The organism is Companilactobacillus heilongjiangensis (genome assembly GCF_000831645.3).
Lineage (GTDB): Bacteria > Bacillota > Bacilli > Lactobacillales > Lactobacillaceae > Companilactobacillus > Companilactobacillus heilongjiangensis.
This window is the reverse complement of the sequence record NZ_CP012559.1, coordinates 1,566,685-1,589,143: the sequence shown is the minus strand read 5'-3', so window position 1 is coordinate 1,589,143 and position 22,459 is coordinate 1,566,685. Positions and strand designations below refer to the sequence as shown.

The 22,459-nt window shown below is 37.2% G+C and carries 23 protein-coding genes; 21 read left to right on the top strand and 2 right to left on the bottom strand.

The genetic code is table 11. From position 1 onward, the window contains the following. Positions 1-362: 362 nt before the first annotated feature. The 17 genes from infC to JP39_RS07190 all read left to right on the top strand — a co-directional run bounded on the left by infC (position 363) and on the right by JP39_RS07190 (position 14,532). Positions 363-896, top strand: coding sequence for a translation initiation factor IF-3 (infC, locus tag JP39_RS07270; protein ID WP_041499547.1), 534 nt, complete (start codon positions 363-365; stop codon positions 894-896). Positions 897-910: 14 nt separating this feature from the next. Further along, complete coding sequence (rpmI, locus tag JP39_RS07265; RefSeq protein WP_025084493.1) at positions 911-1,108, top strand: 50S ribosomal protein L35; 198 nt, start codon at positions 911-913, stop codon at positions 1,106-1,108. Between the two features lie 35 nt (positions 1,109-1,143). Next, positions 1,144-1,500 carry a 50S ribosomal protein L20 gene (gene rplT, locus JP39_RS07260; protein WP_041499548.1) on the top strand — a complete coding sequence of 119 codons (357 nt, stop codon included), beginning with the start codon at positions 1,144-1,146 and terminating at the stop codon, positions 1,498-1,500. A 76-nt stretch (positions 1,501-1,576) separates the two neighbouring features. Continuing rightward, positions 1,577-2,104: a YqeG family HAD IIIA-type phosphatase gene (locus JP39_RS07255; RefSeq protein WP_041499549.1), complete on the top strand. Its 528-nt coding sequence runs from the start codon at positions 1,577-1,579 to the stop codon at positions 2,102-2,104. Beyond that, positions 2,091-3,218, top strand: a complete 1,128-nt coding sequence (gene yqeH, locus JP39_RS07250) for a ribosome biogenesis GTPase YqeH (protein WP_041499550.1) — start codon at positions 2,091-2,093, stop codon at positions 3,216-3,218. The genes JP39_RS07255 and yqeH overlap by 14 nt, the downstream gene beginning before the upstream one ends. Positions 3,219-3,228: 10 nt before the next feature. Next, positions 3,229-3,543, top strand: coding sequence for a YhbY family RNA-binding protein (locus JP39_RS07245; protein ID WP_041499551.1), 315 nt, complete (start codon positions 3,229-3,231; stop codon positions 3,541-3,543). Positions 3,544-4,158: 615 nt separating this feature from the next. Further along, a complete protein-coding gene (locus JP39_RS07240; RefSeq protein WP_041499552.1) occupies positions 4,159-4,797 on the top strand; it encodes a nicotinate-nucleotide adenylyltransferase in 639 nt (212 codons plus the stop codon). Further along, positions 4,790-5,392: a bis(5'-nucleosyl)-tetraphosphatase (symmetrical) YqeK gene (gene yqeK / locus JP39_RS07235; RefSeq protein WP_041499554.1), complete on the top strand. Its 603-nt coding sequence runs from the start codon at positions 4,790-4,792 to the stop codon at positions 5,390-5,392. Before JP39_RS07240 ends, yqeK begins: the two co-directional genes overlap by 8 nt. 1 nt (position 5,393) lies before the next feature. Then, entirely contained in the window at positions 5,394-5,750 is a 357-nt protein-coding gene (gene rsfS, locus JP39_RS07230; protein WP_041499555.1) for a ribosome silencing factor, read from the top strand. Beyond that, complete coding sequence (locus tag JP39_RS07225) at positions 5,750-6,481, top strand: class I SAM-dependent DNA methyltransferase (protein WP_041499557.1); 732 nt, start codon at positions 5,750-5,752, stop codon at positions 6,479-6,481. Before rsfS ends, JP39_RS07225 begins: the two co-directional genes overlap by 1 nt. An 11-nt stretch (positions 6,482-6,492) precedes the next feature. Next, a complete protein-coding gene (locus JP39_RS07220) occupies positions 6,493-7,590 on the top strand; it encodes a nucleotidyltransferase (protein WP_041499559.1) in 1,098 nt (365 codons plus the stop codon). Then, complete coding sequence (locus JP39_RS07215) at positions 7,590-8,144, top strand: YceD family protein (RefSeq protein WP_041499560.1); 555 nt, start codon at positions 7,590-7,592, stop codon at positions 8,142-8,144. The genes JP39_RS07220 and JP39_RS07215 overlap by 1 nt, the downstream gene beginning before the upstream one ends. 69 nt (positions 8,145-8,213) lie before the next feature. Further along, positions 8,214-9,638, top strand: a complete 1,425-nt coding sequence (gene gndA / locus JP39_RS07210; protein WP_041499561.1) for an NADP-dependent phosphogluconate dehydrogenase — start codon at positions 8,214-8,216, stop codon at positions 9,636-9,638. A 793-nt stretch (positions 9,639-10,431) separates the two neighbouring features. After that, a complete protein-coding gene (locus tag JP39_RS07205; protein ID WP_041499563.1) occupies positions 10,432-11,118 on the top strand; it encodes a response regulator transcription factor in 687 nt (228 codons plus the stop codon). After that, positions 11,115-12,227, top strand: a complete 1,113-nt coding sequence (locus tag JP39_RS07200; RefSeq protein ID WP_048698880.1) for a sensor histidine kinase — start codon at positions 11,115-11,117, stop codon at positions 12,225-12,227. Before JP39_RS07205 ends, JP39_RS07200 begins: the two co-directional genes overlap by 4 nt. 217 nt (positions 12,228-12,444) lie before the next feature. Then, on the top strand, positions 12,445-13,416 hold the full coding sequence (locus JP39_RS07195; protein ID WP_041499564.1) for a hypothetical protein: 972 nt from the start codon (positions 12,445-12,447) through the stop codon (positions 13,414-13,416). Between the two features lie 189 nt (positions 13,417-13,605). Continuing rightward, positions 13,606-14,532, top strand: coding sequence for a peptidoglycan recognition protein family protein (locus JP39_RS07190; RefSeq protein WP_041499566.1), 927 nt, complete (start codon positions 13,606-13,608; stop codon positions 14,530-14,532). Positions 14,533-15,303: 771 nt separating this feature from the next. Here the strand turns inward: JP39_RS07190 and yidC are convergent. Both yidC and JP39_RS07180 read right to left on the bottom strand, forming a co-directional pair. Further along, positions 15,304-16,326, bottom strand: coding sequence for a membrane protein insertase YidC (gene yidC / locus JP39_RS07185; RefSeq protein ID WP_041499567.1), 1,023 nt, complete (start codon positions 16,324-16,326; stop codon positions 15,304-15,306). 58 nt (positions 16,327-16,384) lie between these two features. Continuing rightward, positions 16,385-16,660, bottom strand: a complete 276-nt coding sequence (locus tag JP39_RS07180) for an acylphosphatase (RefSeq protein ID WP_041499568.1) — start codon at positions 16,658-16,660, stop codon at positions 16,385-16,387. A 65-nt stretch (positions 16,661-16,725) separates the two neighbouring features. Here JP39_RS07180 and JP39_RS07175 point away from each other — a divergent pair, with 65 nt between their 5' ends. The 4 genes from JP39_RS07175 to mltG all read left to right on the top strand — a co-directional run bounded on the left by JP39_RS07175 (position 16,726) and on the right by mltG (position 22,454). Then, complete coding sequence (locus JP39_RS07175) at positions 16,726-17,487, top strand: TrmH family RNA methyltransferase (RefSeq protein WP_041499570.1); 762 nt, start codon at positions 16,726-16,728, stop codon at positions 17,485-17,487. Positions 17,488-17,780: 293 nt separating this feature from the next. Next, complete coding sequence (gene pheS / locus JP39_RS07170) at positions 17,781-18,827, top strand: phenylalanine--tRNA ligase subunit alpha (RefSeq protein WP_041499571.1); 1,047 nt, start codon at positions 17,781-17,783, stop codon at positions 18,825-18,827. 4 nt (positions 18,828-18,831) lie between these two features. Continuing rightward, a complete protein-coding gene (gene pheT, locus JP39_RS07165; protein ID WP_041499572.1) occupies positions 18,832-21,237 on the top strand; it encodes a phenylalanine--tRNA ligase subunit beta in 2,406 nt (801 codons plus the stop codon). A 107-nt stretch (positions 21,238-21,344) separates the two neighbouring features. After that, complete coding sequence (gene mltG / locus JP39_RS07160; protein WP_082330714.1) at positions 21,345-22,454, top strand: endolytic transglycosylase MltG; 1,110 nt, start codon at positions 21,345-21,347, stop codon at positions 22,452-22,454. The last annotated feature ends 5 nt before the right edge of the window (positions 22,455-22,459 follow it).

Below are 22,459 nucleotides of genomic sequence, written 5' to 3'. Positions count from 1 at the left end.
TGAAACTCGCGGGGCTTTGCGAGGTTCAAAATCGAGGTCCGAGACCGAACTTTGGCTCGGACTGGTCCACACAGCAGGACTATATTTTCTTACGCCTGGAGGCCCCAACATTTGTATTAGTTTATAAATTATGCTAAATTAGATGTATTGAAATTTTCAACAATTTTAACAAAGTTCTTTTGATGTATTGACAAACCGATACTTTGTTAGTATAGTTAATAACTGTTGAGATTAAGCAGAAGCGCCCGCTTCTCACCTATGCAATTGCCTCTAGGTTAATACGATTACGTAGATAATTATAGTGGGCATGCTTATGCAGCCCGCTTTTTTTGTGGGTCAAATTACTCCGGAGGTGACTACTCATAGCAAGAGATTTATTAATAAATGATCAAATACGTGCTAAAGAAGTACGACTAATTTCTGAAAATGGTGATCAAGTTGGTGTTAAGCCAGTAGCTGAGGCACAACGTTTGGCTGAAGCAGCTAGTATGGACCTAGTTCTAATGTCACCAGGTGCTAAACCACCTGTTGCCAGAATTATGGACTATGGTAAATACAAGTTTGATCTTCAAAAGAAAGATAGAGAAGCACGTAAAAAACAGAAAACTGTTAGTCTTAAGGAAGTACGATTGAGTCCTACTATTGAAGCAAACGACTTTAATACAAAGCTTAATAATGCTCGCAAGTTCTTGGCTAAAGGTGATAAGGTCAAAGTCTCTCTTCGCTTTAAGGGTAGAGCAATCACTCATAAAGAGATAGGTAAAGAAGTCTTAGACCGTGTTGCTGAACAGACCAAGGATGTTGCTACGGTAACAACAAGGCCTAAAATGGACGGTCGTAGTATGTTCTTAATGCTTGATCCAATTAACGCAAAAGATAACAAAAAGAAGAAATAGTGGAGGGATTTCCAATGCCTAAACAAAAGACACACCGCGCATCAGCAAAGAGATTTAAGAAGACTGCTAATGGTGGTTGGAAGAGAATGCACGCTTACACAAGTCACCGTTTCCACGGTAAGACTAAGAAACAACGTCGCCAATTGGCAAAACCAGGTATGGTTAGCTCAAGTGATATGAAACGTATCAAACAAATGTTAGCTACATACTAATTATTTATTTTTTTTAATCAAAAGGAGGAGTCATTATGCCACGTGTAAAAGGTGGAACAGTAACTCGCAAACGTCGTAAGAAAGTTTTAAAATTAGCTAAGGGATATCGTGGTTCAAAACATATCACTTTTAAAGCAGCACATACTCAAATTATGGTTTCATACCGTTATGCATTCCGTGATCGTCGTCAAGTTAAACGCGACTTCCGTAAGATCTGGATCGCTAGAATTAACGCTGCTGCAAGAATGAATGAAATCAGCTACAGCAAATTAATGCATGGTTTGAAATTAGCTAACGTTGACATCAACCGTAAGATGCTAGCTCAAGTTGCTATTGAAGATCCTAAAGCATTCACAAGTTTAGTAGATACAGCTAAGAAAGCTTTAGCTTAATTTTTTAAAACGTAATTTGGATAACCCCAAATTACGTTTTTTTACTAATTAGTTAGCAGAGATGAGGATTAAATTTATGTTTAAACCGTATATTATGCTTGATAAGATCACAGATATTGAAGTTAAAGATTTAAGAGAACTTGGTATCACGACTATCATGACAGATTTAGACAACACACTTTTGCCATGGAATAGTAATGAATATGATTTATCACTCCGTAAATGGCTTAATCAAATGGCCCAAAATGATATAGAAGTCATGATCGTTTCTAACAACAGTTATGAACGTGTGGAAAAAGCTGTCCGTGAGTTGCCCGTCAGCATCGTGGCTCGTGCAGTGAAACCATTGCCATTCGTGATCATGGAACATGTAAAAGAAGAAAGTATCGACCCTAAGAATATTTTGTTTGTCGGCGATCAAGTTATGACCGATGTTCTAGCTGGAAATATGGCTGGATTAAAGACTGTCTTAGTTAAACCATTAGTCGATACAGATGCTAAGAAAACCCGTATTAATAGATTTTTTGAACGTCCAATTTTAAAAGCAATGCAAAAGCGTGATAAAAATTTATACTGGAAGGAATCATTAAATGACAGAAAATGATGAAAAGTTGTACTGCATGGGTTGTGGTGCACAGATTCAAACAGAGGATAAAGATAAGCCTGGATACGTTCAAGCTTCAACCTTAAAGAAGTATCTCGAAGACGATGGTACGGATGAAGAAAAGGAACTCTTTTGTAAAAGATGTTTCAGATTGCGTAACTATAACGAGATTACTGACGTTGACGTTTCTGACGACGATTTTCTAAAGTTGTTGGATTCAATTTCTGATGAAGATGCATTGGTAGTCAACGTGGTTGATATCTTCGATTACGAAGGTAGTGTTATCCCTGGTTTGCAACGTTTTGTTGGCGATAAGAAGATTTTGGTCGTTGGTAATAAAGTTGATTTGTTGCCTAATTCAGTTAACCAAAACCGTCTTTTGAACTGGTTACAACAAAAGAGCAAAGAGAATGGTATCAAGTCAGTTGATCAAATCATGGTTTCCGCAGTTAAGGGAACTAACGTTGATAAATTGATGGATATGATTGAAAAATACCGTGATGGCAAGGATGTTTACGTTGTCGGAACAACTAATACTGGTAAATCAACTTTGATTAACCGAATTATTAGTGCTCGGACTGATGTTAAAGATTTAATTACAACTTCACGTTTCCCAGGAACTACTTTAGATCAAATCGATATTCCTTTGGATGATGGGCACAACTTGATTGATACACCAGGTATCATTCACCGCTACCAACTAGCTCATTTTCTAAACGCTAATGATTTAAAGACTGTGACGCCAAAGAAACCACTACGTCCAGCAACGTTCCAATTGCGTGATGAACAGACAATCTTTGTTGCCGGATTAGCTAGATTTGATTTTCTAAATGAGAGAACCAACGCTACATTCTACGTTACACAAGGTTTGCCACTTCACAGAACTAAGACAAGCAATGCTGATGAATTTTACGAAAAGCATTTAGGCGATATTTTGACACCACCAACTGATGTTACAGAATTCCCTAAGTTCAAGAGTCAAATTTTCTCAGCACATGAGAAATCAGATATTGTTATCTATGGTTTGGGTTGGTTGACAATTCCCGCTGGAACAAAGGTTAAAGCCTACGTCCCAGATGGAGTCCGTGTCTCAATTCGAAACGCAATTATTTAAGGAGAAATTAATGATTATTAAAGGAAAAAAGAACCGTTACTTGAGAAGTCAAGCCGCAACAATGAAGCCAGTACTTCAAGTCGGTCGTGAAGGCATCACTGAAAATCTTTTGAACCAATTCGAAATGCTGATTGAAAAGAGTGAGTTGATCAAAATCTCACTTTTACAAAACACAAGAGTTGAACCACAAGATATGATCGATGCTGTAAACGAATTCGATGCTGAGATCGTACCTATTCAAACAATCGGTTCAAAGATGATTTTTTACAAGAAAGCTTCAAAAATTAAAAATCGCAAATACTCAATTGAATTAGAGAAGATTTAAATTTAAGTGAAGAGAACTGAAGGCTGAAAGTTTATCTAAGTATGTCGTTTCCAGAGATGAGAGTATTCATCTGCTGCGCGGAACGGCCCGAGCCGAAGAGCGGTCTCGAACCTCGGTTGAAGCCTTTCCACAAAACGGAAAGTCTCCAACACGCCCGGTGGTGTAATGGCTAAAGCCATAACGCCACTTTCGCTGCTGATGAATACTCTCATCTCTTCCAACTGGTTTAATTTTTTATTAGATAACTGTTTAAATGAATTATTGCTGGTTTTATTGTAATTGCGGTTATGTTTGGTTGTTTTATGAAATAAACGATCAGATATTAATGTTGATGTTAATAATTCGGGCTAGAATTTATTTTTAGGACAGTTAGATAAATAAAATTATAAGTACTAATAAAAAATCAATTAGTCGGAAGGGCTGAGAATATATACCCGCTGTGGGTGTGGCGTTAGAGCTTTAGCTCTTACACCACCGGGCGTGTTTGGAGACTCGCGTACTTTGCGAGGCTTCAAACCGAGGTTCGAGACCGCACTGTGGCTCGGACCGGTCCGCATAGCAGGTATATATTCTCAGCCCTGTAGACGATTAACTGCCAACCTTCGAAAAGAGAAAATGAATACTCAAAAACAATTATTAACTAAAGCAAAATTACAGTTTCACAGCAATTTGCCTAAGCGTCATGTGGGTATTTTGGGTGGGACGTTTAATCCGATTCATCTAGGTCATTTATTGATTGCGGAACAAGTTCGTGAACAGCTCTGTCTGGATAAGGTATTATTCTTGCCAGACAAGATTCCGCCTCATCGTGGTGTTAAAAAGGCTATTCCAACAATTGATAGTGATGATCGAATTGAAATGATCAAACTAGCTATTCGAGACAATCCTCATTTTGATTTGGATTTGACTGATATTCGCCGTGGTGGAGTCAGTTATACGTACGATACGATCAAAATGTTGCAGGAATTAAATCCGAATACGGAATACTATTTTATTATCGGTGGCGACATGGTGGAAAACTTGCCAAAGTGGTCGCATATTGATGAATTAGTACAAATGGTTCATTTTGTTGGAGTTTGCCGAAAAGGTTTTGAGAAAAAGTCAAACTATCCTATACTTTGGGTAAATACTCCTGAACTAGAAATTAGTTCGAGTATGATACGCGAGCGTGTTCAAAAGGGACAGTCGATTAAGTATTTAGTTCCCGATGATGTCGCTTGGTATATTGAGGATAGGGGACTTTATAATGACTAATTTTAATTATAATTGTATAAAACAGGGCTTAAATCGAGATGATATTTTAAGTCGAATGCAAGACACTTTAAGTGATTTTCGTTATAAGCACTGTTTGAGAGTTGAAAAAGTTTGTCGTGGACTGGCCGCTGAATATGATGGGGATGTTGATCGAGCTGGATTGGCAGGACTCTTGCATGATTATGCTAAGGAACGCGATGATCAAGAATTTATTGATACAATTAAAAAACACCATTTAGACCCAGACTTGTTGAACTATAATAATGCTATTTGGCACGGAATCGTTGGTGCTGAGATTATTAAAGATGAATTGGGTATTTATGATGAGGATGTTTTAAACGCCATTAGAAGGCATACTGTTGGGGCAACTAACATGACTCAAGTTGACAAATGTGTCTTCGTGGGTGATTTCATTGAACCAAAACGTGATTTTCCAGGAATCGACCAAGCTCGACTTTATGCTGAAAAATCACTTGATTCTGCTGTGGCTTATGAGTTAAAACATTCTGTACAACATTTAGTAGATAAAAATAGAACAATCTATCCAGCAACGTTTGTTAGTTATAACTACTGGATTGCAAAAGGAGAATTATAATTTGGACTCAAAGAAAATTATGGAAATTGCTGTAAAAGCAGCCGATGAAAAACATGGAAATGACATCAAAGTTTTAAATATCAGTGAAGTAAGTATCATGGCTGATTACTTTGTTATCGTTGATGCTTCATCACAACGTCAAGTTGACGCTATCGTTCAATCTGTTTTGGACAAAGAGGGCGAAAACAATGTTGAAATTGGTCACGTTGAAGGAACTCGTAACTCTGATTGGGTATTGATTGACCTTCATGACGTTGTTATTCACGTCTTCACTTCAGAACAACGTGATTTCTACAACCTTGAAAAACTTTGGTCAGATGCACCAGAAGTTGATATTTCAGACTTGGTAACAGAATAATGATTTACAATTCATTTGCACGTGTTTACAGTGAATTGATGGACGATTCGCTCTATGGTAAATGGGCGCAATACGTCGAAAATCAAGTTTCTCCAGCTGGGAAAAGTCTCTTGGATGTAGCTTGTGGAACTGGCGATTTAACCATTCTACTAGCTGATAAATTTCAGGTAACTGGAACTGATTTGTCTGAAGAAATGTTAAAAATTGCAGCAGAAAAGGCACAGAAAGCTTCAAAGTCAATTCCGTTTGTTCAAAGCAATATGATGGATCTGTATGATTTTGACAAGTTTGATGTTATTACTTGTTTTGATGATTCAATCTGTTACTTGAAGGATGAAGATGAGTTGGCAGTAGCTTTCAATCAAGCTTTGGAACATTTAAACGACGGTGGAAAGTATTTATTTGACGCACATTCTTTGTATCAAATGGATGAAGTTTTCCCTGGTTATATGTTCAACCACCGGACTGAAGACTCAGCCTTTATGTGGAACAGTTTTGAAGGCGAATATCCACACAGCATTGAGCATGAGTTGACATTTTTCAATTGGAATGAGAAGATTCAAGGCTATTCGGTTAATACTGAATTGCACAAGGAAAGAACTTATCCAGTTGAAACATTCGTGTCAATTTTGAAGGATATTGGTTTCAAAAATGTTTCGGTAACGGCCGAATTTGGTGAATCACAAGTTAAGGATGATTCAACCCGTTGGTTCTTCTCTGCAGAAAAATAGAGGATCTGAAAATGAAAGTTTATGGTTTAATTGCCGAATTTAATCCGTTTCACAATGGTCATAAATTGTTCATTGATTCGATTAAACAAAAATATCACCCTGATGTATTAATTGCCGTTATGTCTGGCAATTTTGTTCAGCGGGGTGATTTTGCAGTTTTAGATAAATGGGATCGGGCCAAGTTGGCGATTGAATACGGAGTTGACTTAGTTGTCGAATTGCCAATGGCGTGTGCGGTTGAACCGGCGGATCTATTTGCTCAAGGGGCAGTTAAGTTATTACAATTGTCTGGTATTGATACATTAGTCTTCGGTACTGAAGAGCAAGTTGATTTTACTGATATTGCGCAAAAACTATTGGCAGCTGATAATTCTTTCAAACAGGATTATCAACAGAGTTCGGCTACTAATTTGACAGATTACTATCAGTCGATTGGTATCGATATTTCCAAGTTACCTAATCAACTTTTAGGGCTGAATTATGTTAAGCAGATTCAGGAGCACAAGTTTGAAATTGCGGTAAAAACTATCAAACGTTTGCCAAGTGATTTCAGTGCAACTAAGATTCGCCAACGTTTAACTACTAAGCAATCGATTGCTGAACTGACACCACCACTGACTCGAGAACTTCTTAATGAAAAACAATTGGTAACTTGGGACGATTATTTCCCATATCTGAAGTATCAGATTACCAATTCTTCATTGGAAGAGTTGCATCAGATTTATCAAATGGTTGAGGGCCTGGAATATAAATTGAAAAAAGAGATTGTTTCGAGCAATAACTTTACACAATTTATTGAACAAGTGAAGTCAAAACGCTATACTATGGCTCGACTCAGACGTTTGATGATTTATGTGCTGTTGAACGTTAAGAGTTCAGAAATTAATAATGTGTATAAAAATCCTTATTTGAGAATATTAGGTTTTAACGTAACTGGACAGAAGTATTTAAATACTTTGAAGAAATCAGATGTTAAACTAATAACTCGAGTTGGGAAAAATGATAAAGACTTGCTTGATCTAGAAATCAGGGCGGATCGAATTTGTCAACTGGTGACTGATCAGGAAGAAAATTTTGGAAAAATACCTTATATGAAAGGGGTAAATTAATGCTAAATTGGGATGTTCAAGACGTTCGCCGTTATAAAGACAAACCTTTTGAATTTGAGGAAAAACTCGATTTAACTGCCGAATTGAAGAAACGTTCTGAGGATGTTTTGGATGCCGAACCAGTTGAGGTAAAAGGCCAGTTATTCAATGATAACGGGCTTGTTATTTCAGATGTTAAGGTAAAAACAACACTCAAAGTTCCTTCAACGAGAAGTTTATTACCAGTAGAATTACCACTTGAAATCAGAATCAACGAAGCATATAACGTCGATAAAGTGTCTACTGAAGATTTGGAAGATTACAATATTGTAATTCCAGTCGATGAAGAAGATCCAACTGTTAACGTTTATGAATCAGTTATTGATAATATTTTATTGAGTATTCCACAAAAAGTTTTGACTAAGAAGGAAGCTGAAGAAAATATCATGCCTTCTGGTAAAAACTGGGAAGTTATCTCAGAAGATGACTTTAAAAAGCAAAAAGAGGAAGAACATGTAAATCCTGAATTTGCTAAATTAAAAGATTTATTTAAAAATAATGATGAGAAGGAGTAGTTTTTATATACTCCTTTTTTATTTTTTTGTTAAGATGAGTATGTGAACAAAAATCGGAGGTAAGTATTAATGGCAAAACCACAAATTGGTGTTATCGGTATGGCTGTTATGGGTAAGAATCTTGCCCTAAATATTGAAAGTCGTGGATATGAGGTTGCTATCTATAACCGTACAGGCTCAAAGACTAAGGCGGTTGTTGAAGAACATCCAGAAAAGAAATTGGTACCAAGTTATACAATTGAGGACTTTGTAGACTCACTAGAAAAGCCTCGTCGTATTATGATGATGGTTAAAGCTGGTGCTGGTACTGATGCTGTTATCAAACAATTGTTGCCTTTACTAGATAAAGGTGATGTCTTGATTGATGGTGGTAACACAAACTTTGAAGACACTATGAAACGTAATGAACTATTAGATAAATCAGGAATCAACTTTATTGGTATGGGTGTTTCCGGTGGTGAACTTGGTGCACTCCAAGGTCCATCATTGATGCCCGGTGGTCAAAAAGAAGCCTATGATTTAGTTGCTCCTATTTTGGAACAAATTTCAGCTAAGGCTGACGAAGATGGCGCACCATGTGTTACATATATCGGACCTAACGGTGCTGGTCACTATGTAAAGATGGTTCACAACGGTATCGAATACGGTGATATGGAATTGATTTCAGAAAGTTACAACTTGTTGAAGCACTTGTTTAACAATGATGTTAACAAGATTGCTGACGTCTTCAATGACTGGAACAAGGGTGAACTTTCAAGTTACTTGATTGATATCACTGCTCAAATTTTGACAAGAAAAGACGATGAAGGCACAGACGACTACATCGTTAACAAGATTATGGATAAAGCTGGTAACAAGGGTACTGGTAAGTGGAGTTCACAAAGTGCTCTAGAACTTGGCGTTCCACAATCATTGATCACTGAATCAGTTTACTCACGTTACGTTTCAGCTTATAAAGACGAACGTGTTAAAGCAAGCAAGGTTCTTCCTGCACCTACAAACACTCCAGAAATTAAAAATATGGATGAATTAGTTGCTAAGATCCGTAAAGCTTTGTACTTCAGTAAGATCATCAGTTATGCTCAAGGATTTGCTCAAATGAAAGCTGCCTCAGACCACTACGATTGGGATCTTGACTACGGTAAGATTGCCCAAATCTGGCGTGCCGGATGTATCATTCGTGCTCAATTCCTACAAAAGATTACTGATGCCTACGATGAAGAACCAAAACTAGACAACTTGCTCTTAGACGATTACTTCAAGGGTATCGTTAAAGAATATCAATCAGATGTTCGTGACGTTGTTAGTTACGCTGTTCAAGCAGGTATTCCTGTTTCAGGTTTCATGGCTGCCATTTCTTACTACGATCAATATCGTTCAGAAACATTGCCTGCTAACTTGATTCAAGCTCAAAGAGATTACTTCGGTGCTCACACTTATGAGAGAAATGATAAGCCAGGAATTTTCCATTATTCATGGTACGAAGAACAATAATTTCAATAGTAATGAATGCCTCCATTTCACTAAGGTGAAGTGGGGGCTTTTCTTTGCTTTTGGGGATGCCGCCACGGACCGGCAGTAATGTAGTTCCGCTATGAGGACCGGTGCGAGCCAAGGTCTCGCACCTCGCTTTTGAGCCTTGCAAAATCAGCAAGTCTCAAAAGTCGCCCTGTGGTGTAATGGCTAAAGCCATAACGCCACTTCCACAGCGGACTACATTACTGCCAGTCCGTGGCTAGAGTATTAAAATATCCGATTTTATTTATTATTGTCAGTCGGATAATTTAATTAATAGTCAGCTGATTATTAGTTGTTAAGTGATGAATACTTTAAATCGTTTTAATTATTGTTAATTTGTAATTTTCGGTATTTTAAATAGGAAAGTATAGGTTAACTAAATAAATATAAAAATAAAATAGTCGGAGATTGTGAGAAATCCACCCGCAGTGAAAGTGGTGTAAGAGCAGTGGTCTTCTGCTCTTACACCACTGACGTATTTTGAGATTCGCGAACTTTGCGAAGCTCAAAATCGAGGTTCGAGACCTTGGCTCGAACCGGTCGCACCGTGGTTATAATTTCTTCCCAGCTCCGACGGCAAAACACCAATTTTTTAACTTTCAAACATAAAACTTTTACTGTTTTAAAAAAATAAAAATTAAAGCTTGTCTTCTTTTAATTTTTGCTATATGTTAAAATCATTAATGCATTGCCAACAACGTGACATATTCAAATTAATGATTAAGCTATAATTAAAGATAATTTAATATTTTATGTATAGGAGATACGTATGGCTAAAATACTTGTTATTGAAGACGAAGAGAACATGGCAAAATTCGTTCAACTTGAACTTCAACATGAGAACTATGAAGTAACTGTTGAACGTGATGGTAGAACCGGCCTCGAAGCAGCTTTATCTGAAGATTGGGATTTGATCCTTCTTGATTTAATGCTCCCCGAGCTAAACGGTATCGAAGTTTGTCGTCGTATTCGTCAAGAAAAAAATACTCCAATTATTATGATGACTGCGCGTGATTCAATCATCGATCGTGTATCCGGCTTGGATCACGGTGCCGATGATTATATCGTTAAGCCATTTGCAATTGAAGAATTACTTGCTCGCATTCGAGCATTGTTAAGACGCATTGATTTAGATATCGATGTAACAAGAAATAATGACCAAGTTTTGAAATATAAGAATCTTGTGATTGATAAGACTACTCAAACATTGAAACGCAATGGTGAAGTTATTGACTTGACTCGTCGTGAATATGATTTGTTGAGTGCTTTGATGGAAAATGTCGGCACTGTCTTAAGTCGTGATGACTTGTTGGAACGTGTTTGGGGAACAGGTTCTTCTACTGAAACTAACGTGGTTGATGTTTATATCAAATACTTGAGAAACAAGATTGACCGCGCTGGTGCACCAAGTTATATCTCAACCGTTCGTGGTAAAGGGTACGTGATGCGTCGATGAGAATTTCGATTAGATTAAAATGGACAGCATTGATTTCAGTCGTTATTTTGATGGCTTACATTTTTGTCGGTGTCTTAGCAATGAGAACCGTTCAGAGTGTGGCTTCGGTCAATGAAATCCATTCATTTACGACTAAATTGGTTATTGGCGGAATCGTAGTCTTTATTTTGGGAGTCGTTTTAACTTTTTATGCGGTCACATTAGTCTTGAATGATTTGAGAAAGATCAATAAGACGATTGATGATTTAAATAAGAAACCCGATTCAGACTCACGTATTAAACTACGTAAAAGAAATGATGAAATTTACGATTTAACTGTTAATATCAATAAAATGTTGGACCGCATGCAGGCATACACTAATCAGCAAAAGGAATTCGTGGAAGATGTTTCTCACGAGTTACGGACGCCGGTAGCTGTGCTTGAAGGTCATTTGAGTATGTTACAACGTTGGGGCAAAGACGATCCAGAGGTATTGAACGATTCAATCAACTCATCCTTGCAAGAGTTGAAACGTATGCAATCCTTGATTCAAGAGATGCTAGATCTTACACGTGTTGAACAGATCGACAGTGCATATTTGGAACAGACAACGGAAGTGAAACCTTTGTTTACGCAAGTTTACAATGATTTCAAGATGTTGCATCCAGATTTTGTGATCAATTTCGATGACGATATCCGTGAGGGTAGTGAAGTTAAGATCTATCGCAATCACTTGGAGCAAGTATTGGTAATTTTGCTGGATAATGCTTTTAAGTATTCAGCTGATCGTAAGGAAATAAATTTAGCAGCTTCAACTAATTCTGCATTGCTGGAAGTGGTTGTTCAAGATTATGGTCTAGGAATCGCTAAAAACGACCTTAAACGCATTTTTAATAGATTCTACAGAGTTGACAAAGCTCGGTCTAGAAAGCGCGGAGGGAACGGATTAGGCCTTTCTATCGCCAAAAGACTGATTGAAATCTATCAAGGCAGTTTGGAAGTAGAAAGTGTTGTTGGTTCAGGGACAGTTTTCAAAATTGAATTGCCATTAGTTCAAGAAGTTCCAGAAGAGGAACAGACTGAAAAAGAAACCGCTGAAAATAATAATGAAACAGTTGCTAAAAAGTAATCTTCAATCGAGGATTGCTTTTTTATTTTGGGGAGATTTTTGGAATAGAAAGTAAAAAGGTATATTATATAGGACAAGTTATTTGGGAATATTTTATTTGAGTCAAACTTGAAATAAATATAATTATCAGGTAATTTAATAAGATTGCTAAAATTATTCTTTAAATGATTATGACTAAAATGATTTTGGTTAGAAGTTTTATTTTGGGGGAAAGATAATGAAGCGAAAGGGATTAACCGTCTTAATTTTAGGATTATTGTTGTTGATTGTTGGCTGTGGCAAAGTGACCACTAGTTCAAAAGACAATCAAAGTCCTAAGAAAACTGAGCAGTCGATTGATTACGCTCGGTTAAGCGATTCTGAAAAATCTGAGATGACATTTACTTTTGTTAGAAGCAGTGATTCTTCAGCCGTGGATTTAAAAATTATCAATCGAACTAGCAAGAATGTAACTTTTAATGGGGATAAATTCATTCTGGCATATCCTAAGAAATCTAATATTAATTCGACAATTGATTCAACAATAAAAATTGGTTCCAACAGTACGAAGACTTTTAAAAAATTGTTTGAAGGTTTAAACAGCGCTGATTTTTCAACAATTGGTTTGTATTGCTACAAGAATAAGAACAATAAATTAGCTTACAGCGAGCCTAATGTAATGACAGTCAAGTCTACTAACTTGAAAGAGGAAGACTTGCAGAAAGCGTACAAGAAGGCCTCAGCTACTAAAAAGGTCGAACCTGTCAAAAAGGAACGACCAACCAATGATACTGAACGTCAAAATTCAGTCCCCGTTGGTGAGATTAATAGTGGTCAACAGGCTGTGGCATTAATTCAAAGTTTGAATGGACCAGCACCACAAGGGACTTCATATACATTCATGACCGATGAAACTTCTGGCACAAATGGAACTGTTAAAACTAATGATGGGCAAGATGTTTATTGGGTTCGTCTATTTGAAAGTGGCAATAACGTTGCGATAACAGTCGATGATTGGACCGTATTTCCAAATAGAACTGTAATTCATCAGGCTCCGCCATCAGTTGGAGTTTCAAGTAATGATCAGACTCAGGATAATAGTGACGATTCAAGTGAGGATGATTCAGTGGATAGTCAAAGTTATGATGATTCAAATCAGGGCGATGATACAGATACTAATGATAATTATGATGTTGAAAATATGAATTAAAAAAATCAGTTAATCTCAAAGTCGGGATTAGCTGATTTTTTGCTTGTATAAACTTTATTTTAAATAAAGTATAGAACCATTTTTCCAAGCCCATCTGATTAAGTTATCGTTACAGAATTTTGATTAAATTGAAAAATCCTACCCTGCAGAGTAATTTAGAATATGGAAGTTTTAGGGGGAAATATAGAAATGAAACGGAAACAAGTTTATTTTTACATGTTATTAGCTAGTTTTGTCAGCTTTCTATTCGTTTTAAGCAACGTACAGATTGCCCAAGCTGGGACTGTCAACGATTATATTATTAGTAATCGTATCAGACCGGTTCGGATTCAAAATCAAGAAGGTACATTCAGTCACTGGACACCTTATGAACACGGTGTTGGCAAGCCTGAGGGTATCGTAATTCACGAAACAGCTGATGATCATGCTACTGCTAATGCCAAAAATGAAGCTGCTTATTTTAACAATAATTGGCCTAAAATCAGTGCTTATGTGCATGCATTTGTCGACAATAATCAAATTATTAATATTCACAATACTGACTATGGTGTCTGGGGTGCCGGTGCAACAGCCAACGCCAAATACATTCAAGTTGAATTGTGCCACACACATGATTACGATTCATTTGCCAGATCAATCGCTAATGATGCTTACTATACTGCCTCAAAATTGATTCAATACAACATTCCTGACAAACCGGAAGTTACAATCGTTTCTCATGATCAAGTCAGCAAGATGTATCACGAAACTGATCACACAGACCCCGTTGGTTACTTTAGCAAGTGGGGTTACAACATGTACCAGTTCTACGACATGGTTGGTTATTACTACAATAATCTAAAGACAACACATGACGTATATGGTGGCAATGGTTCAGCAACTCAAACTGCAGCCAAACCAACAACAAACAGTGCTAATACTATCAATGTTAACAATCCAAAAGGATCATTCGTACCAATATTTGCTTTTAACAACGATGGTTCAGCTAAGCAAGTTATGGATCGTGCATTATCAAACAAATCTGCTTGGTATACCGATCAAACTAAGAATTACAACGGAGTAGTTTATCATCGTGTTGCAACAAACGAGTGGGTTGCAGCAACATATATAATTTAATTCCATTGAAGGCATCCTAAAAAGGGTGCTTTTTTTCTTTTCTAAAGGCTGAAGGCTTCCGTCTCCAGAGCTGAGCGTATTCATTCTGCTGCGCGGTACGGTTCGAGCCACAGTGCGGTCTCGAACCTCGGTTGAAGCCTTTCCACAGACCGGAAAGTCTCCAACACGCCCGGTGGTGTAAGAGCTAAAGCTCTAACGCCACTTTCGCGGCAGATGAATACGCTCAGCTCTTCCAACTAATTTATTGTATTTAGATAAATGATCAAATAGTGTATTCTAAATATTTTGAATGAATCATTACTGGGATTCTTTCGGCAATACTCATATCGAGTTTTCGAAGTTTAACCTTTAATCAAGTTGGTTAAAGTCGGTTGAAGTATACCGGAGTATTAAAATTAAGCTGGTTTTTAACATGATTGTGTGATTTCTGAATTATAAATTGAATCAATGTTTTAAATTCTAAATAATTAATATTTACATAGTCTTTAGAATTAAAAAGTTAAATTAGTCGGAAGAGCAGGAAAGTATTCACCAGCAGTGGAAGTGGCGTTATTGCTTTAGCAATTACACCACCGGGCGAGTTTGGAGATTTTTCGGTTTATGGAAAGGCTTCAAAACAACCGAGGCTCGAGACCGCACTTTGGCTCGGGCCGTACCGCACAGCAGGCGAAATACTTGCCTGCTCTGGAGACGGCAAAATAAAAAGTCCAAGTTTTCTCTTAATCGAGATTACTTGGACTTTTTAATATATAAGGTTTCAACCAAGAAAAATTACTTTCTACGTTGTTGTTTACCTTTATTCAATTCACGAATGTTCTTATGGAAATCCTTAGCTTCTTTTTCTTCTTCAGCTCTTTGTTCAGGTGTTACATTAGTTGGTTTTGCTGAACCAGTAGCAGCAGTACTTGTTGAACCACCGCTGCTGAGAATGCCATCAAGCATTTCTTTTGTAACAACGACTTTAACTGGATTCTTTTCAAGTTCGGCATCGGTTCTCTTTCTAATTTTTGGTGTGATTACGTAATTTGTAATTAATTGTTGAATCAAAATTACGACACCACCAACCAAGAAGTAGAGGGCAAGAGCGGCTGTAGAAATCATTGAAATGAAGAATGTCATCATAGGACTCATCAAAATCATGGTTTGCATTTGTTTTCTTTGTTCAGGTGGAACAATTTGGAGTGACAACCAACCTTGAACTACGTAGAAAACGGTCGCGATAATAGCAATCAGAATACTTGGTTTTCCTAGCGGAATTGATAGGAAAGTAGCTGAACCAATTTGTTTAGAATATTGTACGGCTTGATAAATACCAATCAAGATAGGCATTTGAAGAAGCAATGGGAGACATCCCAAACCACCAGTTAAACTCAAGTTGTTTTGCTTGTAGACGTCCATCATCAAACCACTGACTTTTTGAGTTTGATCTGGGCCTTTAGCTTTCTTTTGGGCTTCCTGAATCAATTTCAATTGTGGCTGAACGGCACGCATTTTTTCCTGTTGGTTCGTTGACTTGTATTGTTGGTTCAAAGCCAATGGAACAAGTAGTAGACGAACAACGAAGGAGATAATTACGATTCCCCAGGCATAAGCATTCTTTCCACCAACAGTTTGCGCTGTTTTGAGGATTAAATTTTGGAAAGGAGTTCCTAGCCATTTATAGATAAATCCATATGGCCCACTAGTTGGAGCATGTAAATTAGCTGATGAGCCTTGTGCACACCCCGTCAAAACTAGTGTCAGTACTAAAACTAACGATAGTACTGATAAATATTTGACGTATTTTTTATTCACTTAATAAACCACCCTTTTAATTGTATACAAAGTAATATACGTTAAGTAATTTGACGTTTCAACCAATCACGGTAAATTTCGTGTAATGTTGCAAGTCGTCAGAAAAAGTATAGTCCATTTTGTTTACTTTTCCAAAGGGAGATGGTGAAGATTTTATCCGATTTAAGAAAATATAAAGAATCTTTTCGTCTGCTTCAGCTTCAATCGAGACTGAACCGTCATTTTCATTCCTGACTGTGCCTTTAACGCCCAATTCTTCAGCGACTTGAAACGTTGAGTAACGAAAGCCGACACCTTGGACCAAACCATTAACATTAATGGAAAGATGTTTCACAACTGATCACCTCAAATCTTTGAATGTGTTAATATCTATATTATAGAACAAGAGGGATGGATGATATGAAATATATTGAGTCGAAGAAAAATGATGAAATTAAGCAATTAAAGAAATTGTCAGCAACAAAAAATATTCGTAAGACAGGGACTTACATGATTGAAGGTTTCCACTTAGTACGTGAAGCCGACCAATTTGAACAAGATTTTGTTAAAGTCTTAGTTACTGAAAAATACGAAGAAGATCGTCTAGTTAAAAAATATCGTGAAATTGCAACGGTAATTTCTGAAGATGTTGCTAACGAATTATCAGAAACAAAGACTCCACAAGGAATTTTTGCTGTAATCAAAGTCCAAGCTGACAATGATTTGAAGGAACTTTCTGGCAAATGGGTTATGATGGATGACGTCCAAGATCCAGGCAATGTCGGAACAATCGTTAGAACTGCTGATGCAGCGGGCTATGATGGTGTTATCACAAGTTTAGATACTGCTGATTTCTACCAACCAAAGGTTCAACGCTCAATGCAAGGTAGCCAATTTCATCTTCCTATTTATCGCATGGATATTAATAAAGCTATCGAATTAGCTAAAAAATCACAATTAAAGATCTACGGCTCAGAAGTTAACGCTTCAGCCAAGGCATATACAAAATTGGACAAGGTCGATGACTTTGCCTTGATCATGGGTAACGAAGCTCATGGTATTACACAAGATGTTCTTAATGAAACCGACGAAAATATTTATATTCCAATTCTAGGAAAAGCTGAATCACTTAACGTGGCTGTGGCTGCCGGTGTTTTGATGTACGGATTGCAAACACTTTAAAGCTTGCGAAAGTTTTTAGTTTTTGTATAATCGTTATATAAAATAATATTTAAACTTTGACGAAAAATAGTAACTGTAAAGTTCATGACAGGAAGAGCCGTTAACTGAAATAGGCTTGATGAATAAAACAGTGAATTCACTTTCTGAGTTTTTAGTTAGTTACTATATAACTACTTGAGTGCATGTTTAACATGAACTAGGGTGGTACCGCGAGTCCTCGTCCCTTATTTGGGAGGAGGACTTTTTTGTAGTTTATGAAAAAATCCAAGCAATTTTTCATGGAGGGAAAATAAATGTCATTAAATGATACATTAAAGAATTTAAGAGAAAATGGTATCGATGAAGCCAAGCGTGCTGAAAGACTTCAAGAATTAAATGACCTACGAGTTAATCTTTTAGGTAAAAAAGGTCCTATTACAAAGGCTTTGCGTGGAATGAAAGATGTTCCAGCTGAGGACCGTCCAGAAATTGGTACTTTAGCAAATAATGTTAAAAAAGATATTCAAGCTGCTATTGAAGAAAAAATGACTGAATTGAATCAAAAATTAGTTGCCAAAAAACTTGAGGAAGAAACAATCGATGTGACTTTGCCAGCTACTAAGCAAACTCAAGGTACTAAACATATCTTGAACCAAACAATTGAAGATATTGAACAATTTTTTATCGGTTTGGGCTATGAAGTTGCCAGTGGTTATGAAGTTGAAGAAGATCACTATAACTTTGAAAGATTAAATATCCCTAAGGATCATCCAGCACGTGATATGCAAGATACTTTCTACTTGTCAGATGAATTATTGATGAGAACACAAACTTCTGCTCAAGAAGGCCGTGACATGGAAGCTCATGACTTTTCTAAAGGTCCTTTGAAGATGATCTCACCAGGTGTTGTTTATCGTCGTGATGATGATGACGCTACTCACTCACACCAATTCCACCAAATTGAAGGTTTAGTTGTTGATAAAAATATCAGTATGGCTGATTTGAAAGGTACTTTGGATGCTCTATGTCGTCACGTCTTTGGTGCTGACCGTGAAATTCGTTTCCGTCCAAGTTACTTCCCATTTACCGAACCATCTGTTGAAGTTGACGTTTCATGTTTCAACTGTGGTGGCGAAGGATGCCGTATTTGTAAATATACTGGCTGGATCGAAGTTTTAGGTGCTGGTTTAACTCACCCTAACGTTTTGACAATGTCAGGCATTGACCCTAACGAATACAGTGCTATGGCCTTTGGTCTTGGACCAGAACGTTTTGCAATGCTCAAATACGGAATCAACGATATTCGTGATTTCTACTTAAATGATGTTAGATTCCTAGAACAATTCAAAGGAGTAAATTAAGATAATGAAGATTTCAGTTAATTGGTTAAAAGAATATATCCCTGTCAACCATACCGTTGAAGAAATGGCTAATAAAATTTCGCTAACTGGTATCGAATCTGGTCCCGTAAGATTGGGTGAAGAATTGACAAACTTAGTTGTCGGTCACATTACTAAAGTTGAACCACATCCTGATTCTGATCATTTGAAAGTTTGTCAAGTTGATGTCGGTGAATCAGAAGATATCCAAATTGTCTGTGGTGCTCCAAACGTTGCTGTTGACCAATATGTCATCGTAGCTTTACATGGTGCTCATTTACCTGATGGCGTTAAAATTAAACGTGGTAAGTTGCGTGGTCAAGAATCAAACGGAATGATCTGTGGACTTGATGAAGTTGGCGTTCCTGCACAATACATGCCTAAAGAATTTGAAAATGGTATCTATGTCTTTGATGAACCACAAGTGCCAGGGGATGCTGTCTATGATCTTCTCGGCTTGAAGGATCAAATGATTGATATCGATATCACACCTAACCGTGCCGATACACTTGGTATGCGTGGTGCTGCTTGGGAAATTGGTGCTACTTATAACGAAAAACCAAGTTTCAAGAAGCCTGTATTATCAGACGATAAAGTTAAAGATATTAATGATGTCACAGTTGATGTCGCTGAAAAGAAGCTTGTTCCTGACTACTTACTTCGTGAATTGAAGGATGTCAAAGTTGGCAAGAGTCCACTTTGGATGCAACGCAGACTATGGAATCAAAATATCCGTCCTGTTAACAGCATTATCGATGCTGCTAATTACACAATGATTGAATATGGTCAACCAATCCAAACTTATGATTTGGACAAGTTACAAGCTCAAAATCTAACGGTTAAATTTGCTAATGATGGTGATAAATTAAAATTAGCTGATGGTGAAAAATCATTGAACCACAATGATTTAGTTATCGTTTCAGGCGACCAAGTGTTAGGTCTTGCTGGTGTTCAAACTAGTGTCGAAGCCGCTGTTGATGAAAATACTAAGAATGTTTTGGTTGAAGCTGGTGTTTTTGATGGTGCTTCTGTTCGTAAGACTGCCCAAAGACATGATCTTCGTGGCGATGATTCAAACCGTTTTGAAAAAGGTGTCGATGAAGGTATCGTTGATGAAGCTTTGTTACGTGCCATTCAATTGATGGACCAAACAAGTGCTGTTAAGGAAATCTCAAACGACATTACTGGTAACTTTACACAAGCTCAACCAACAATTATCAAAGGTAGTATCAGCCATATCAATCATTTGATGGGCTTAGATTTATCTACTGATGAAATTGTTGCTATCTTAGACCGTCTTGGTTTCAGCGTAGATGTTGATGGGGATGCTATTACAGTTACAATTCCTACACGTCGTTGGGATATGGAAATTGAAGCTGACTTGGTTGAAGAAGTTAACCGTATTTATGGTTATGCCAACTTGCCAAATACTTTGCCAGCCGGAATGGAAACACGTGGTGGCTACGATCCTAAACGTGAACTAGCCAACAAATTGCGTGATATTCTTTTAGGTGAAGGTCTTGATGAAGTTATCAATTTCTCACTTTTAAGCAAAGCTGAAGTTGAAGCATTCAACACAACCAACAGTGAACATACGAAACTATTGCACCCAATGACTGAAGATCACGAATACTTGCGTAACAGTTTGATACCTGGTTTAGTTAGAAATGTTGCCTACAACCAAGCTCGTAAAAACGATGACTTGAAGATTTTTGAACATGCCCGTGTCTTCCATAGAACAACTGGACAAGACCGTCCTAGCGAAATCACATACCTATCAGGTGCCATCAGTGGCAATGTTGTCGCAGATTCATGGAATACAACTGCTCAATCGGTTGACTTTTATTATGTCAAAGGTATTGTTGAAGAGTTGTTGTCATTTACGAATGCAGACGCTGAATTTACTTTTGTTGCAACCGATGAGTACAAGAATATGCACCCAGGTCAAACAGCTAAGGTATTGGCAAATGGTCAAGTTATCGGTCTAGTTGGTAAATTGCACCCTAATTATCAAGCTGATCACAGTATTTCAGATACATTCGTCTTCGAATTGAATGTTGACATGCTATTTGATTTAAATGCTAAGAGTGTTAAAGCACAAAGTGCTCCTAAGTACCCATCAATCAGTCGTGACTTGGCTATCTTGGTTGAAAAGAATATTGAAAACGGTCAAATCGTTGCCGATATCTTTGCCAATGGTGGTAAGTACTTGAAGGATGTTAATATCTTTGATGTCTACGAAGGTAAGAATATCAAGCAAAATCACAAGTCACTTGGTTATCACTTAGAGTTCCAAAACCCTAACGATACATTGACAGACGATGAAGTTGAAAAAGCATTTTCACTTGTAAAAGACAGCTTGGCACAAAAATTTAATGTTGAAATTAGATAATTATGCTGAAACTAATGGTATAATTCTAATAAATTAACTCGGGAGGCTGTGTCTTGAGCCAAAAGGATGATAAAAAAGAAGCATTACAGCAAGAGTCGAGTGATAAGATGCAAACTCGCGCCGAAGAGAGAAAAGTAGCGAACCATATTGCTTACTGGATCGTCGGTGTTATTGCAGTCTTAGCAGTCGTTGTTGCTATTATTGGCTTCAATTATGTAAATAGTTCATTGCAACCATACAATGCGAATAGTAAAGAAGACGTTGTTGTTAAAATCCCAATAGGTTCTTCTAGCAAAGAAATAGCTAAGACTCTTGAAAAAGATAAGGTTATTAAGAGTGCAACAGTATTCAATCTCTATATCAAAGCTCAAAATTACACTGATTTTCAAGCTGGATACTACAAGTTTAAACAATCTTGGGGTGTCGGGGATGTCGTTAAGCAATTACAGAAGGGTGGAACTGAACAACCACCAACAACCAATTCTGGCGATACCGTTCTTGTCCGTGAAGGTATAACCATCGATCAAATCGGGGATGCCATTCAAAGCGGTACTAAGAGGAGTTTGAAATTTAAGAAATCAGACTTCATGAAATTGATGAAGGATGAGTCTTACATGAAACAACTTCAAAAGAAATATCCTGAACTTTTGGATTCTACAATGGCCAAAAAGAATGTCAGATATCACCTTGAAGGTTACTTGTTCCCAGCTACATACAGTGTTTATAAAGGTATGACGTTGAAAGGACTTGTTAACCAAATGGTTGAAAATGAGGATGAGAAACTAACACCTTACTATGCAACTATTAAGGAAAAAGGCTATACAGTTCAAGAAGTCTTAACGTTAGCCTCATTGGTTGAACGTGAAGGTTTGCATACTAAGGACCGTAAGAAGATTGCTGGTGTATTCTATAACCGTCTTGCAGTCAATATGCCATTACAATCTGATATTTCAGTTATGTATGCCCTAAATACACATAAGACTAAGTTGACAAACAAGGATACTAGCGTTAAGTCCCCTTATAACTTGTACAAGAATGAGGGTTATGGACCTGGCCCATTCAATACACCAAGTATTGACTCTATTGAAGCAACCTTGAATCCTGCTGATAGAGATCAAAATTATCTCTACTTCTTCGCTAACTTGACGACTGGTAAGATTACTTACTCACATACTCTTGCAGAGCATAACAGTAGATATGCAACAACAGGTCAATAGTATAT